The 15,292-nt window shown below is 74.1% G+C and carries 13 protein-coding genes; 8 read left to right on the top strand and 5 right to left on the bottom strand.

Features of this window, described 5'->3' with window-relative positions; all coding sequences use genetic code 11:
• Window positions 1-102: 102 nt before the first annotated feature.
• Window positions 103-2,331, bottom strand: coding sequence for an AAA family ATPase (locus IR158_RS18035; protein ID WP_291815526.1), 2,229 nt, complete (start codon window positions 2,329-2,331; stop codon window positions 103-105).
• Between the two features lie 137 nt (window positions 2,332-2,468).
• Between IR158_RS18035 and IR158_RS18030 the strand changes: the two genes are divergently transcribed.
• The 5 genes from IR158_RS18030 (at window position 2,469) to IR158_RS18010 (ending at window position 7,440) form a co-directional block, all read left to right on the top strand.
• Window positions 2,469-3,770, top strand: a complete 1,302-nt coding sequence (locus IR158_RS18030) for a SpoIIE family protein phosphatase (RefSeq protein ID WP_291815475.1) — start codon at window positions 2,469-2,471, stop codon at window positions 3,768-3,770.
• A complete protein-coding gene (locus IR158_RS18025; protein WP_291815473.1) occupies window positions 3,767-5,476 on the top strand; it encodes an ATP-binding protein in 1,710 nt (569 codons plus the stop codon). The genes IR158_RS18030 and IR158_RS18025 overlap by 4 nt, the downstream gene beginning before the upstream one ends.
• 1 nt (window position 5,477) lies before the next feature.
• Entirely contained in the window at window positions 5,478-5,915 is a 438-nt protein-coding gene (locus IR158_RS18020; protein WP_291815471.1) for a response regulator, read from the top strand.
• Between the two features lie 78 nt (window positions 5,916-5,993).
• Window positions 5,994-6,941 (top strand): proteasome assembly chaperone family protein, encoded by a 948-nt coding sequence (locus IR158_RS18015; protein ID WP_291815469.1) that lies wholly within the window; start codon window positions 5,994-5,996, stop codon window positions 6,939-6,941.
• A gap of 295 nt (window positions 6,942-7,236) precedes the next feature.
• Window positions 7,237-7,440: a cold-shock protein gene (locus tag IR158_RS18010; protein WP_013116812.1), complete on the top strand. Its 204-nt coding sequence runs from the start codon at window positions 7,237-7,239 to the stop codon at window positions 7,438-7,440.
• An 81-nt stretch (window positions 7,441-7,521) separates the two neighbouring features.
• Here IR158_RS18010 and IR158_RS18005 read toward each other — a convergent pair whose 3' ends face one another.
• Entirely contained in the window at window positions 7,522-8,331 is an 810-nt protein-coding gene (locus IR158_RS18005; RefSeq protein ID WP_366928466.1) for a fused MFS/spermidine synthase, read from the bottom strand.
• Between the two features lie 250 nt (window positions 8,332-8,581).
• On the opposite strand from IR158_RS18005, the gene IR158_RS18000 reads away from it, so the two are divergent.
• Both IR158_RS18000 and IR158_RS17995 read left to right on the top strand, forming a co-directional pair.
• Window positions 8,582-9,022, top strand: coding sequence for an SAV_6107 family HEPN domain-containing protein (locus tag IR158_RS18000; protein WP_291815462.1), 441 nt, complete (start codon window positions 8,582-8,584; stop codon window positions 9,020-9,022).
• 149 nt (window positions 9,023-9,171) lie between these two features.
• The gene (locus IR158_RS17995) at window positions 9,172-9,570 is read left to right on the top strand and encodes a DUF3040 domain-containing protein (RefSeq protein WP_291815459.1); all 399 of its coding nucleotides are present in this window, start codon (window positions 9,172-9,174) and stop codon (window positions 9,568-9,570) included.
• Between the two features lie 33 nt (window positions 9,571-9,603).
• On the opposite strand, the gene IR158_RS17990 is transcribed toward IR158_RS17995, so the two are convergent.
• Genes IR158_RS17990 through IR158_RS17980 form a run of 3 tightly spaced genes read right to left on the bottom strand, consistent with a single transcriptional unit; the run spans window position 9,604 to window position 14,194 of the window.
• On the bottom strand, window positions 9,604-11,931 hold the full coding sequence (locus tag IR158_RS17990) for a DUF3488 and transglutaminase-like domain-containing protein (protein WP_291815456.1): 2,328 nt from the start codon (window positions 11,929-11,931) through the stop codon (window positions 9,604-9,606).
• A complete protein-coding gene (locus IR158_RS17985; protein WP_291815453.1) occupies window positions 11,928-13,196 on the bottom strand; it encodes a DUF58 domain-containing protein in 1,269 nt (422 codons plus the stop codon). Before IR158_RS17985 ends, IR158_RS17990 begins: the two co-directional genes overlap by 4 nt.
• Complete coding sequence (locus IR158_RS17980; protein WP_291815449.1) at window positions 13,196-14,194, bottom strand: MoxR family ATPase; 999 nt, start codon at window positions 14,192-14,194, stop codon at window positions 13,196-13,198. Before IR158_RS17980 ends, IR158_RS17985 begins: the two co-directional genes overlap by 1 nt.
• A gap of 505 nt (window positions 14,195-14,699) precedes the next feature.
• Here IR158_RS17980 and mraZ point away from each other — a divergent pair.
• Window positions 14,700-15,173: a division/cell wall cluster transcriptional repressor MraZ gene (mraZ, locus tag IR158_RS17975; protein WP_227577646.1), complete on the top strand. Its 474-nt coding sequence runs from the start codon at window positions 14,700-14,702 to the stop codon at window positions 15,171-15,173.
• Window positions 15,174-15,292: the final 119 nt, after the last annotated feature.

Here is a 15,292-nt window from a genome sequence, read left to right as displayed (position 1 = left end):
CCATGGGGTCGCCGCCGCAGCGGCGTCAATCGGGCTAAACGTTTGCCATGACGATGTGACGATAAGTCATGACTTGCGCCCTGGACGGCCTGGACGGGCGCCTCACGACGGCTCGGCGAAGCCGTCCGGGAGGTCCTGGGCGTGCAGGACGTGCAGGGCGTGCGTCGGTCGCGTCATCGCGACGTAGAGGTCGCCCGGAGAGCCGGCGAGCACCTGCGCCGGCTCGACGAGCACCACGACGTCGAACTCCAGACCCTTCGACTGCGCGGGCGTGAGGACCACGAGCGGGGCCTGCAGGTCGACCGCGTCACCCGCCGGCACCGTGCGGCCCGTCGTGGCCAGGGCGGCCCGGACACGGTCCGCCTGGTCGGCGGTCGCCACGACGGCGACGCGTCCCGCCCCCGCGGCGTCCCCGACCTCGACCGCCAGCCTGTCGGCGACGTGCGCCGCGGCCGTGGCGAGCTGCGCCTCGTCGGGCACGCGCTCGCAGGTCAGGGCGTCGGCGACGTCCCGCGCCGAGGTCTGCGGGCTCACGGGCAGGCCGGCGGCCAGGGCGACCCGACGCGCGGCGGCGGCGACGACGGCAGGGGTCCGGTAGTTCACGGTCAGCTCCGCCAGCCGCCACGAGCCGCGCAGCAGCGGGTCGAGCATCGCCGCCCAGTCGTGGGTCCCGCCCGGGGCTGACGTCTGCGCCACGTCACCCACGATCGTCAGGGACCGTGTCGGCACGCGCCGCAGCAGGGCCCGCCACGCCATCGAGGACAGCTCCTGCGCCTCGTCCACGACCACGTGGCCGTACGTCCACGACCGGTCGGCGGCGGCGCGCTCGGCAGTGGTCAGCGACGGGCCCGTGCTCGCGAAACGACCAGCGAGCTCCTCGGCCGAGACCATGTCGCCGGCGCCCGTCGAGCGCAGCACCTGCCGCGCGTACTCGATCTCGGCGGACTGGCGCTCCGCGTCGGCCCGGGCCTGCGCGCGGGCCGCCTGGTCGTCCTCACCGAGCAGCTCGGCCGCCTCGTCCAGGAGCGGCACGTCCGCCGGCGTCCACGGTGCGTCGGCCGGACGGGCCAGCGCGGCCCGCTCGTGCGCGGACAGCTCGGGCGCCGCGGCCTCCAGCCGGTGCGGCTTGGTCCACAGGTCCGTGAGCAGGCCCTGCGGTGTCAGCGGCATCCACGCGAGGTTCAGGGCGATCCGGATCTCGCGGGTCGTGCGCAGGTCCTCGACGATCTCCGCGCGGTCCTCGGGCGGCACGTCCCACCCGAGCTGCTGGACGTACTGCTCGGCGAGCCGGGACAGCATGTCGCGGACGAACGTCACGCGCGCCTGGTTGTGCGGACGGTTCTGGCGGCGTGCCCGGGCGATCGCGGCAGCGACGTCCTGCGGACGCACCACGACGGTCCGCCCGTCGACGCGGACGCGCGTCGCACGCTGCGGGACGCGCTGGCGCTGGCGGACGGCGCGCCGGACGACCTCCGCCATGACGGCGCTGCCCTTGAGCCGCGCGACCTCCGCCGGCTCCGTCCCGCGCGCCTCGACGCCCGGGTACAGGTCCGCGATGGTCGCCGTGACGACGCCCGTCTCCCCGAGGGACGGCAGCACCTGGTCGATGTAGCGCAGGAAGGTGCGCGAGGGGCCCACCATCAGCACGCCCGACCGCTCCAGGAGCCGCCGGTGCGCGTAGAGCAGGTACGCCGCCCGGTGCAGCGCCACGGCGGTCTTGCCGGTGCCCGGTCCGCCCTGCACGACGAGCGCACCCGTCAGGGGGGACCGGATGACGGCGTCCTGCTCGGCCTGGATCGTCGCGACGATGTCGCCCATCCGGCCGGTGCGTGCCGCGCCCAGCGCAGCCATCAGCGCGCCCTCGCCCGAGGCCCCGGCGAGCGATGCCGGGTCCACGCCGGCCTCGACGAGCGCGTCGAGGTCCAGCACGTCGTCCTCCAGGCCCGTCACGCGTCGACCCGTGGTGACCAGGTGGCGACGCCGCACGACACCGTCGGGGTGCGCAGCCGTCGCCCGGTAGAACGCCTGGGCGGCCGGGGCGCGCCAGTCGGTGAGCAACGAGGTCTGCTCCTCGTCGTTCAGCCCGATGCGCCCGATGTACCGGCTCTCGCCGTCACGCAGGTCGAGGCGCCCGAAGGCGAGGCGGTCCTCCACCGACTCCAGCTGCGCCAGCCTGTCCTCGTACAGCGTCGCGAACGCGTCGCGCTCCGAGCGGTTCTGGGGCGAGCCCGACGGACCGGCGCGCCGCACTGCCGCCAGACGCCGGCGTGACTGCTCGCGCAGCTCGTCGAGGCGTCGGTACAGCCCGTCGACGACCTGCTGCTCGCCCATGAGCTCGCTGTCGATCGATGCCACCGCCCGCACCTCTCCAGGCGCCGGGTCGCACGCCCGGTCGCGACGCCCCGCACGGTCGCGCGGCGCCCCGCCCTCACGGGCGGCCGTCCATTATCCGCTGTCGCCACCCCTGCGTGGCACGAACGACGCGCGATCAGCAGTACGTCTCCGAGCCGCTCCTGGCTTACAGTGCGTCGACCACCGACGAAGGGACGCACGTGCACGGCTCGCAGGCGCCCGACGAGGACGTGCAGTCCGGTGCACCCGGGGACGACGGCACGCCCCTGCGCATCCTGGTGGTGGAGGACGACGAGGGTGACGCGGTGCTCGTGCGGGAGCACCTCCAGGACGGCGGTCTGCCGCACGAGACGGTGTGGGTGCGCACGGTGGACGAGGCACTCATGCACCTCGACGCCGACTGCGTCCTGCTCGACCTCGGCCTCCCCGACGCGACGGGACTCGGCGCGCTGCAGCGCGTGCTCGCGGCGGGTGCGCCACCCGTGGTCGTCCTCACCGGACTGACCGGGACGGACGCGGGCGTCGAGGCCGTGGCCGCGGGCGCGCAGGACTTCCTCGTCAAGAGCGACGTCGAGCCCGGCCTGCTGGCCCGGGCCGTGCGGTACGCCGTGCAGCGCCGCCGTCTGGACGACACCGGGCGCGCCCTCTACCAGAGCCTCGTCCGTGCAGCCGAGACGACCCGCCTGGAGCGCGCCCTCCTGCCGACGCCGGCCGTGACGGACGACCGGCTGGAGGTCCGCGTCGGGTACCGCGCGGGGCGTGACGGGCTGCTCGGCGGGGACTTCTACGACGTCGTCGAGCGACCCGACGGGTCGGTCCTGGCCATGGTGGGTGACGTGTGCGGCCACGGGCCGGACGCGGCCGCCCTGGGCGCGACCCTGCGCACGGCGTGGCGCACGCTGGTGCTCGCCGAGATCCCCGCCGACGACATCCTCGGCCTGCTCGAGCGCGTGCTGGCGGCGGAGCGCTCGCAGCCGGAGATCTTCACGACGGTCTCGATGCTCGCCGTGCAGCCAGGTCGGCGCACCGCGGACCTGTACCTCGCGGGACACCCCGTCCCGCTGCGTCTGGGGCCCCCCGCAGCCCTGCTCCCCGCGGGTCAGCGAGGGCGGGCGCTCGGGATCCCCGTGGGCGGCGGCTGGCCCGCGCAGCGGCTCGACCTCGGCGACTCCTGGCGCCTGCTGCTGTACACCGACGGCGTGCTCGAGGCCACGGTCGGGGACGGGACCAGGCGGCTCGGCAAGGCCGGGCTGCTCGAGGTCGTGGACCGGACGATGCGCGGGGTCGTCGAGACCGACGGCGACGTGCGGCCCGACGAGGACCCCGTGCTCGGGCGCATGCTCTCCGGAGTCCGCGCGCTGCACGGCGGAGACCTCGTCGACGACGCGGCCGTGGTGCTCATCGGGTGGGACGGATGAGCCCCGCGACGGTCGCAGCCGCTGCGCGCGGGTCCACGACGCTGCGGCGCCGCCTGACGCTGCTGCTGATGACCGCGGGCGCGCTGCTGGGCGTCGTGCTCGTGCTGGCGGGGTTCGTGCTCGCGCGGACCCTGGCGGCCCAGCAGGAGGTGACCGGTCTGTACTTCGAGGCGGTGACCGGCGCGGACGCCGCGTACACGCGCCTGCTGGACGCCGAGACCTCGGTCCGCGGCTTCGCGCTCACGGGGAACGAGATCATCCTCGAGCCGTACGAGAGGTCGCTCGAGTCCGAGGTCTCGTTCACGCTGCTGGCCTCGGAGCTCGAGCAGGACGCCCCCGACGCGGACCTCGTCGCGAAGGCGCGGGCCGCTGCGGCGGCCGCCGAACGGTGGCACCAGGACTTCGCCGCACCGCTGGTCGCCGAGGTGCGCGCCGGAGGGACGCAGGCCGTCACGCCGCAGGACGTCGAGGCGGGACGGGTGCTGTTCGACGACGCGCGCGCCGCGGTCGAGTCCTACGTGCAGGAGGTCCGCACCAGCCGCGTCGACGCGGTGTCCGAGCTCGGGAGGTGGACGTCCGCGACGGGCGCCCTCGTGCTGCTGCTCGTCGTCGCGGCCGTCGTGGCAGGCGCCTCGCTGTGGTTCGCGCTGCGACGCTGGGTCCTGGTGCCGGTGACGCAGCTCGGTCAGGCGAGCCGCGCCGTGACGGACGGCGACCTCAGCCACGTGGTGCGCGTCGAGGGGCCTGGGGAGCTCGAGGAGCTGGCGGCCGACGTCGAGCAGATGCGGCTCGGCCTGGTCACGCAGCTCGCCGAGCTGCGCTCGTCCCGCCAGGAGATCACCGAGGCGCACCAGCGGCTCACCGAGCAGGCCGAGGAGCTGCGTCGCTCGAACCGCGACCTCGAGCAGTTCGCGTACGTGGCGTCGCACGACCTGCAGGAGCCGCTGCGCAAGGTCGCCAGCTTCACGCAGCTGCTGCAGAAGCGCTACGGCGGGCAGCTCGACGAGCGCGCGGACCAGTACATCGACTTCGCGGTCGACGGGGCCAAGCGCATGCAGCGGCTCATCCAGGACCTGCTCGGGTTCTCGCGCGTCGGACGCGTCGGAGGGGAGGTCGTCGACGTCGACCTCGCAGCGGCGCTCGAGCGCGCGCAGGACCAGCTCTCGGAGCGGATCGAGGAGGCGGGCGCCGTCGTCACGCACGACGACCTGCCCGTGGTTCGGGCCGAGGAGCCGCTGATCGTCCAGCTCTTCCAGAACCTCGTCGGCAACGCCGTGAAGTTCCGGCACCCCGACCGCCCTCCCCAGGTGCACGTCTCGGCGCGCCGGGTCGACGGCGCCTGGGAGATCGAGGCGCGTGACAACGGGATCGGGATCGACCCGCAGTACGTCGAGCGGGTCTTCGTGATCTTCCAGCGGCTGCACGCCAAGGACGTCTACGAGGGCACGGGCATCGGGCTGGCGCTGTGCAAGAAGATCGTCGAGTTCCACGGGGGTCGCATCTGGATCCCGCAGACCGACGGCGACGGGACCACCGTGCGGTGGACCCTGCCCGTGACGGACGAGGAGACACCGGGCATCGGGCGCGACGCGCTCGACGAGGGTGGCCAGACGCCTGAGGACGGGCACGAGGCGCCCGTGGACGGGCACGAGACGCACGTCGACGGGCACGACGTGCCCGCCGACGGAGACGAGAGACGGAGCTGACATGCCGGAGCAGAAGGTGATCGACGTCCTGCTGGTCGAGGACGACCCGGGTGACGTCCTCATGACACGGGAGGCGTTCGAGCACAACAAGGTGCGCAACCGTCTCTCGGTGGTGGCCGACGGCGTCAGTGCGCTGCAGTTCCTGCGCAAGGAGAGCGAGCACGCGGACGCCCCCACGCCGGACCTCGTGCTGCTCGACCTCAACCTGCCGCGGATGGACGGTCGGGAGGTCCTCGAGGCGATGAAGTCCGACGAGCGGATGCGCTCCATCCCGGTGGTGGTCCTGACGACGTCCGAGGCGGAGGAGGACGTCGTGCGCAGCTACTCGCTGCACGCCAACGCCTACGTGACCAAGCCGGTGGACTTCGACCGCTTCATCGACGTGGTGCGCCAGATCGACGAGTTCTTCGTGGAGGTCGTGCGCCTGCCCGGCCGCTGACGTGCCGGTCCGGGGAAGAGACCCGGCGGCGGCGGCGTTGTACCGCTCGACCGCATCACGAGAGGCGAGTGGACATCGATGCTTGACCCCCGGGACATCTACGACGTGGACGTCGACGCGGCCGAGCGTGTGGACGCCGCGGCCCGCCGAGGCGCCGGACCGGTGCTGGTGCACGCCCTGCAGGGTTTCGTCGACGCCGGCCACGCCGGCCAGGTCGCCGTGGAGCACCTCGCCGGCACGGGCCACGGCCGACGGCTGGTGACGTTCGACGTCGACCAGCTCGTCGACTACCGCTCACGTCGGCCCGTCATGACCTTCGATTCCGGGTGGACGCACTACGCGGCCCCCGAGCTCGTCGTCGACCTGCTCGAGGACGCCCACGGCGTGCCCTACCTGCTGCTGCACGGCGTCGAGCCGGACATGCAGTGGGAGCGGTGGGTCGCGGCGGTGCGGCAGGTCGTGGAGCGGTTCGACGTGCCCCTCGTCGTCGGGCTGCACGGCATCCCCATGGCGGTGCCGCACACGCGGCCCGTGTCCGTGACGGCGCACGCGACCCGCTCCGAGCTCGTCGCGGACCACACGTCGTTCTTCGGCACCGTCCAGGTCCCGGGCAGCGCCTCGGCGCTGCTCGAGATGCGCCTGGGGGAGTCGGGGCACGACGCGATGGGCTTCGCGGTGCACGTGCCGCACTACCTCGCGCAGGCACCGTTCCCCAGTGCCGGCCTCGCCGGGCTGCGCCACGTCGAGCGCGCCACCGGGCTCGACCTCGGGCTCGCCGCGCTCCAGCCGGCGGCGGCCGAGTCGCTGCGCGAGATCGAGCGGCAGGTCGAGGGTTCGAGCGAGGTCGCCGCGGTCGTGCAGGCGCTCGAGGAGCAGTACGACGCGTTCACCCGCAGCGTCGGACGGACCAGCCTGCTGGCGCAGGCGACCGACCTGCCGACGGCCGAGGAGATCGGTGCGGAGCTCGAGAGGTTCCTCGCGGAGCAGACCGATCCCCGTGACGGCGGTGGTGACGCGACGGCCTGACCGGCCGTGCCCCAACCGCCGTCGTGACCCGATCGTTGTCGAGCCGAGCGGGACGGTCGTCCACGTTGGCGTGGCGTACGCCACATCTGTCGTGCAAGGATGCAGCCGTTGCAGTGACGTACGGACGCTCGACCGGTCTGCTGCCCGCCTCCCTCCGGGGTCCGCGGGTGCGAGGCTCCCTCGGGTCCCCGGAGCGGCGGGGACCGGACCACCCGGTGCTGGACGTGAGGCATTGCGGCACGCTGCGGGCATCGGGCCCGTGGTGGTCACCCGGTGGGACAGAAGGATGCGGGACATGGCACAGGGCGCGGTCAAGTGGTTCAACGCCGAGAAGGGCTTCGGGTTCATCGCCCAGGACGACGGCGGCGCCGACGTCTTCGTCCACTACTCGGCCATCGACACGCAGGGTTACCGCTCGCTCGACGAGGGGCAGCGCGTGGAGTTCGAGATCACGCAGGGTCAGAAGGGTCCGCAGGCGGAGCACGTCCGCCCGCTGTGACCCGGCCCCGGCTCCGGCCGGGATCTGCGTAGGCACAGGGCCGCACCCGCCAGGGTGCGGCCCTGTCCTGCGTCGGGGACGTCAGCCCTGCTGCTCGTCGCCGGGGACGTCGGCCGCCTGCGGGTCCCGCAGCGGTGCCGCCGCGCCCGCCAGCGCCCGTGCCTCGTCGCCGCAGAGCAGCCGGGCCGGGACGGGCAGCGTGCGCAGCCCTCTCGCCAGGCCGGCGTCGTCGAGCACGTCGGGGTCGTCCGTCGCCACCAGCAGCAGGTTGCCGTACCGCCGGCCGCGCAGCTGTGCAGGCTCGGCCACCACGCCGACGTGCGCGAAGACCGTGGCGAGCGTGGCGAGCTCCGCCTTCGCCAGGGTGAGCGGTGGGCGGTCGGCGCAGTTGGCGACGTAGACGCCGCCCGCGCGCAGCACGCGACGGGCCTCCTGGGCGAACTCCACCGTCGTGAGGTGCGAGGGCGTGCGGTCGCCCGCGAACACGTCGCGGGCGACGACGTCGTACGTCGCGTCCGCCAGGCGCGAGAGCTCCGCACGCGCCTCACCCGTGCGCAGCCGCAGACGCGGGGCGCGCGGCAGGTCGAACCACTCGCGGGCCAGCCGGGCGAGCTCACCGTCGAGCTCGACCGCCAGCTGCCGCGCTCCGGGGTGACGGTGCGCGAGCGCCCGTGCGAGGGCGCAACCGCCGGCACCCAGGTGCAGGACCGTGAGGTCCGGGCGGCGTCGCGCGACGACCTCGACCACGGCACCGGCCTGCTGCATGTACTCGAAGTCGAGCAGGCCGGGGTCGTCGAGGTCGACGAACGAGCTCGGGACACCGTTCACCATGAGCGTCGCGGCACGGGGACGTCCGGGCTCCGGCACCACCTCGGCAGTGCCTGTCGCCACCGCGACCGGCCCGTCCGGCCAGCGGGGCGTGTCGGGTGCGGACCGGGATGTCGGTGGTCGGCGGGACGATGAGTCGCGACGTCGGGCAGCCACCCGGTCACCGTACGTGGTGCGGACCGGGATCGAGGCACGGCGCTGCGGCGGCACGAGCGTCGACCGTGCCGGTCGGACTCGAGGGGTATTGACGCGTTCGAACATGTGTTCGAAGATGAGGGAGGCGGGTCGTCCGCCGCGACGGGAGGTGGCATCGATGAGCGGTCGGTCGAGCGCACTGGACGATGCGACGGCACTGCCCCAGAGCGCCGAGCTGCTGAGTCGCGCTGACGCCGAGCTGCTCGCCGCGCAGTTCTCCGGTGAGCCGTGGGAGATGTTCTCCCACGCGCACCTGGCCGCGTTGCGAGCGGGTGCGGCGCTCGTGGCCGCCCGTGGGCGCCCTGTCGGCCGCGGGGCCCCGCGCACGGTCTGGGGGATGCTCGACGCGGTCGCGCCCGAGCTGCACACGTTCTCGGCCCTGTTCGCACAGGCGGCGACGCTGCGCTCGGCGGTCGACGCAGGACGTTTCGAGCTCGTCACGCCCGCACGTGCCGAGCGCGCCCTGTGCGCCGCGGAGGATCTCGTGGACGCCGTCCGGGATGCGCTCGCGGCCGGTGACGAGGCGCCGGTCGGCCTGCCGGCGGTCGCGAGCAGGTGAATACTCGGGCCCGACACGCCCGGCAGTGGCGGACACCCCGGTGCGTGCCGCATGATGATCGCCCTGCCGACGGTCGCTCGACTACCACCTTGGTGCCAGCCGATCTATCCTGAGGCCACATAGTCCACCGGAGTGCGACGGGGGTCGGGATGCCACTCTCCGAGTACGAGCAGCGCGTGCTGGAGCAGATGGAGCGCCAGCTCACGTCTGACGACCCTCGACTCGCCAACACGCTCACGCGACGCGGCGGGCATCGACCCGTCACGCGCTACGTCGTCGCCGGGGTGGGAGCAGCAGCTGGTCTGCTGCTGCTGGTCATCGGCGCCGCGACGTCGCAGCCCTGGGTCGGCGCCATCGGGTTCGTCGTGATGTTCGCGGCGGTCGCGTTCGCGTTCGCCGCGCCCCGCGCCGAACGCGCCGGTCCGCAGGGCACGGTCGCCCCGGACGGCTCGGTGCGCCGGGCGTCGACCTCGTCGTCGAAGAAGCGTGGGTTCATGTCGCGGCTCGAGGAGCGGTGGGACCGCCGCCGCGACGGGGACGGGCGCTGACGACGTCGCGCGTCGCCAGGCGGGTGGGCGCCGTCAGGCGCTCGTCGTGACCGCGGGCGCTGGGGCGTCCTGCGCGAGCGCGGTGCGTACCCCGCTGCGCACCTCCTGGACCCACAGCGCCAGGTCGTCCGCGCTGTGCTCGGCGGGCGACGGCGCGTAGCGGGCCCGCTCGACGACCCGCGCGAGGCGCTCGAGGGCATCACGCGCGGACGCATCGAGCTCGTGTCCTCCGCGGGCGTCCACGGCGTGCTGGACCTGACGCACGGCGCCTCGGGGGCTCGTCGCGTCGGACCACCGCACGTCGACCCGCGCGAGGTCCCGCCGCAGGACGTTCCAGGCGTCCTCCGGCGTCGCGACGCGCTGTCGGCGGCGGCGGACGAGGAGCGCGAGGACCAGTGTGGTGCCCGCCGCGAGCAGGACGAGACCTGCCGTGATCGCTGCGGGGACCCACGCGCTCTCCTCTGCCTCGACGACGGGCGACGTGGTGGACGGTGCGGTCGCCGCGCCGCTCGGCAGGGCCGTGGGTTGGTTGGCGGCGAGCTCCTCGGGGATCGAACCGGGGGCCGTGAGGCCGCTGAAGGGGTCAGCCCATGCCGGGGGAGGACCGCTCTGCGACGCAGGTGTCGGCTCGAACCGCACCCATCCCAACCCGTCGAAGTACAGCTCCGGCCAGGCGTGCGCGAGGCGTCCGGTCACGACGTACGTGCCGTCGTCGTTCCGCTCGCCGGGCAGGAACCCGACACCGATGCGGGACGGGATGTCCAGGGTTCGCGCCATCATGGCCATCGCCGTGGCGAACTGCACGCAGTACCCGCGGCGGTCCTCGAGGAAGTCCCACACGGCGTCGGACGTCCGTGCCGGCGGGACGCGTGTGTCGTACGTGAAGTTGGCCGCCGAGCGCAGCCACGTCTGCAGGTCGAGCGCCTGGTCGTACGGACCAGCGGCATCCGCGGTGACCTCGGCCGCCAGCGCGGCGATGTCCTCCCGGTGTGCGGTGTCCGGCACCGCGGTGTACAGGTCGCCCTCGGTGGGCGTGCCGACGTCCGTCGTCCGCAGGTCCCCGGCGGTGAGCGTGGGCACCTGGACGAGCATGGAGTAGGTGAGCCCGTCACCCGTCGACCGCTGCCCGACGACCTCGTCGCGCAGCGGGTCGTAGCCCCACTGGCCGTCGACGGTGACCGTGCGCGGGAACGTGCTGACGGGCAGACGGCGCTCCCGCAGCGCCCCCACCTCGAGGTCCACCTGGGCGAGCGTGCCGGACGCGGGGTCGGGCGGGGTGCCGACGAGTCGCGGGTCGGACGCGAGCAGCGCGCTCGGGTCCCAGACGTCGAGCGCGTCGGTCTCGGTCCGCTCCCACCCCCGACCGTCGAACGTCGCCATCGTGAACGCGCGCAGCGGCCCGACGAGCCGCGCGTCGACGGCCGGGCCGGCGGCCGGTGTCGGCGTGGCGCCCGCCGCGTCGGGCCCGAGGTCCGTCGCGTCGCTCGCGCCCGTGTCGTCCTGCGTGTCACCGGTGTCGAGCTCCTCGGGCAGGGAGGGGTCGGTCACCCGGTACGTGAGCACCACCTGCGACGAGCGCATGCTGAGGCTCTCGCGCAGGTCGAGGTCGTCACTGAGCTCCAGCGGGCCGACCGGGCCGTCGCCGAACGTCGGCAGCGCGACGCTGGCCCACCCCGGAATGTCCATGAGCGGTGGCCCGGCGACCATGGCGGTGCCCGCGAGAGCGACCGCCGCCGCGCCCGCGGTGCCGACACGCTGCAGGCGTCCGGCGTGCGCGTGCAGCGGCGCGGCGCCGTAGGCGAGGAGTGCGAGGTAGCCCGCGGCCGTCCAGAACATCGGCGCCGCGCCGGCGGGGAAGCCCAGCACGATGGCGGGCACCCACAGCGCGAGGAGCGGCGCGCCGCCCACGGCCGGGAACCGCAGCGCCAGCACCGCTGCGTCGAGCAGCAGGTAGACGGCGAGACCGCCGACGACCAGCAGCATCTCGCCGGGTCGCACGTCGGGCATGGGGACGAACGAGTCGTTCACGACCGCGACGCCCTGCCGTGCGGTCGCCCAGGCCCGTCCGACGGCGTCCGGGTCGGGCAGGAACTGCGGGCGGCCCGGAGGGGCGCCGTAGCGCAGCACGAGGCCGACGAGCGCGACCGTCGCACCGACTGCCGTGGGCGCCCACCAGCGGCGCGTGGCCGCACGCGTGAGGGTGGTCGCCGTGGCGACGACGAGCACACCCACGCACGCGACCCCGAACCACCGGCTCCCCGCGACGAGGCCGGTGAGCGCGAGGAGGCTCGCCCAGGTCGCCAGGACGCACAGCGCCGACCCGACGACCGCGCGTGCACCCTGCTCCGGCGTCGGGCTCATCGTGCGCTCCCCAGCAGTCGGAGCCAGCACTCGACGAGGCTCTCACCCGTCGTCGCCTCGGCCACGCGCCAGCCGGAGCGCCTGAGCACGGTCGCGGTGTGGTGCGCGTCCCGGGCGTCGCCCGCGTGGCGGCCGTCGGCGCGGACGACGGCCCAGCCCTGGGCGACGTCGGCGACGTGCGCCAGCGCGGCGCACCCGGCCGGCGACAGCGGCCCCACGACCGCCACGACGATCTCACCGGCGGCTGCGGACGTGTCGAGCACGCGGACGGCGTCGAGCAGAGCAGCCTCCGCGTCGGTGGACGTGCGAGCCGGCACGAGATCCAGTGTGAGGTCGAGCAGGGCCGCTCGCGACTCGGGCCCCTGGCGGGCGTGGACGTACGGCGCCGAGTCCCGGGTCGCACCGACCCCCGACGCGCCGCGGAACCCGGACGCCGCGAGGCGCACCGGGTGGCCGCTGTCGAGCATCGCGAGCGCGATCGAGGCCGCGAGGGAGATCGTCCACTCGGTCGCGGCCGACCGGACGGGCAGGTCGAGCAGCACCGACACCGGCCGCATGCCCGCCCGTTCGTCGGACCGGACGAGCATGGTGCCGCGCCGCGCGCTCGAGGTCCAGTGCACGCGGCGCAGGTCGTCGCCCTCGCGGTAGTCGCGCAGGTTGGCGTCGTCGGTCGACGGTGTCCGGGCCCCGAGCGCGACGCGGTCCGGCTCCCCGACGAGCACGTCGGACGGTGCCGGCAGCGCCACGACGGCGGGCCACACGGCGACCTGCGACTCGGCTCCGAGCGTCGTGCGCGAGCGCACGACGCCGAACGTGTCGGTCCGCGTCACGACCAGGGGTCCGAGCGGCCAGCGTCCGCGCTGCGTGGCTCGGACCGGGTAGCGGACGGTGGCGTGGTCGGCACGCCGGGCGACGCGGGCGCGCAGCGCGCGGCCGCCGGAGAGCTCGACGGCCGCCTGCTCGGAGAAGCGCAGGCCGGCCAGGCGTGCCCGGCCGGCGCGGTCGGTCGCGCGGATGTCGACGAGGACGTCGGCGTCCTGGCCGGCGTGCACGGGGTCGGGCCGGACCTCCCGGTGCACCTCGAGGCCGCGCCGACCCCGCACGGCGTCGAGCAGGACCTCCGCCAGGAAGGCGGTCACCGGGACGGCGAGGAGCAGGATGCCGATGCGCACGAGGTCGAGCGAACCGAGCCCGATCCCCGTCTGCAGCGCGATGACACCTGCGGCGGCCAGGGCCCAGCCGCGTGCCGTCGGACGCCGACGCATCAGCCCAGTGCGCGCCGTGCCCGTGCGACGGGCTCGGCGGCAGGCAGCGGGGTGCGCGCGACGATGTCCGTGACGACGTCCTGGGTCGTGCGGCCGGAGAGCCGTGACTCCGTGCTCGGCAGCAGCCGATGGGCCAGGACGGGGACCGCGAGCTCCTGGACGTCGTCGGGCAGGACGTGGTCGCGGCCCGACATCGCCGCGAGGGACTTGGCGGCACGCAGCAGCTGGATGGAGGCGCGGGGCGAGGCACCCAGTCGCAGCCCCGCGTCGTCGCGCGACGCCGTCACGAGGCTCACGATGTACCGCTTGACGGCGGGTGCGGCGTAGAGCCGCCTCGCGACGTCGATGAAGCCCTGGACCTCGGCGGCGTCGGTGACCGGACGCATCCGGCCGAACGGGTCCGAGTCCTCCTGCAGGTCCAGCATGTCGAGCTCGGACTCGACGCTCGGGTACCCGACGGTCAGGCGCGCCATGAAGCGGTCGCGCTGCGCCTCGGGCAACGGGTACGTGCCCTCCATCTCGACGGGGTTCTGCGTCGCGATCACGAGGAACGGCCGGGGCAGGGGGTACGTGCGGCCGTCGACGGTCGCCTGCGCCTCCTGCATGCACTCCAGCAGCGCGGACTGCGTCTTGGGGGAGGCGCGGTTGATCTCGTCGCCGATGACGACGTGCGCGAAGACCGGGCCCGGACGGAACTCGAACTCGTGCGTCTGGGCACGGAAGATGTTGACGCCGGTCAGGTCGCTCGGGAGCAGGTCGGGCGTGAACTGGATGCGGCCCACCTGGGCGTCGATGCTGCGCGCGATCGCCTTGGCGAGCGTGGTCTTGCCCACGCCGGGCACGTCCTCGAGGAGCAGGTGCCCCTCGGCGAGCAGGACGGCCAGCGACGTCCGGACGAGCTCCGGCCGTCCCGTGATGACCGACTCGATGCCGGCTCGGAGGCGGGTGGTGGTGTCGACGAGCCGGTCGAGCTCGTCCGGTGACGGCAGTGACTGCATAGGTGCGACTCCCTCGGCGGACTGGGACGAGAGTACGCACGCTGTCGCCCGGATGGGGCGAGGTTCACCCGCGGCGGCCGCTCCCGGGCGGTCGGGGGAGTGCATGCACCCGGACGGCCCAAGCGAGGGCGACCCGGTCAGGCGCGCCCCGGCGCCCTCCACTTCGCTCCCCGGAGACCCCGTCCTCCCTGCTACCGGGCGCCAGGGGCCGTCGGATTGCCCGTCTTGCCACCGGTTCGTCCGGGGATCTCGTGACGGCGAACGATTCCGGCCCGCGCGTGACGCGCCGAGCCCTCCACTTCGCTCCACGCCGTTGACCTGCGCAGACGCTCACCGGACGGGTGAACTTGGGGTCTTGACAAGACGTCGGTGGAGGGAAGTGGAGTACCGTGGAGGCACGTGGAGAGACCGGGAGTCACCTCGTCCGCGAGGTGGTCCGCAGTGCCGGGACGGCCACGTGCGCAGGGGCTCGACCGACGTCGACGAGGACCAGGAGAGGAGTGAGGTGACGTATGACCCGACAGGCGCCTACGGCTCCTTCGCGCCGTTCCTGGGGACGTACACGCCACGCCTGGACGACAAGGGCCGCCTCATCCTCCCGGCGAAGTTCCGGCCGCAGCTGGCCGGCGGTCTCGTCATGACGCGCGGGCAGGAGCGCTGCCTGTTCGTGCTGCCGATGGACGAGTTCCGCCGGATGCACGACCAGCTGCGGACCGCGCCCGTCACGAGCAAGCAGGCGCGGGACTACCTGCGCGTGTTCCTGTCCGGGGCGAGCGACGAGCTCCCGGACAAGCAGGGCCGCATCTCCATCCCGCCGATGCTGCGCACGTACGCCGGCCTCGACCGGGACGTCGCCGTCATCGGCACCGGTACCCGCGTCGAGATCTGGGACCTCACCGCGTGGGAGACCTACTTGTCCGAGCAGGAGGCGGGTTACGCCGACACGACCGAGGAGGTCTTCCCGAACGGCCCGTTCTGAGCCGTCGGCCGGCCCGCCAGGCCACCGCGCCCCACCTTCCTGTCCGTCCGCAGCACCCGTCCCCGCCCCGCCCACCGGGTGCGGCTCCGTAGATCCCCGACCCGCGCACCTCGCTCCGC

Origin of the sequence: Cellulomonas sp. (assembly GCF_015234515.1) — a bacterium.
GTDB lineage: Bacteria > Actinomycetota > Actinomycetes > Actinomycetales > Cellulomonadaceae > Cellulomonas.
This window is presented reverse-complemented; position numbering and strand designations above follow the sequence as displayed.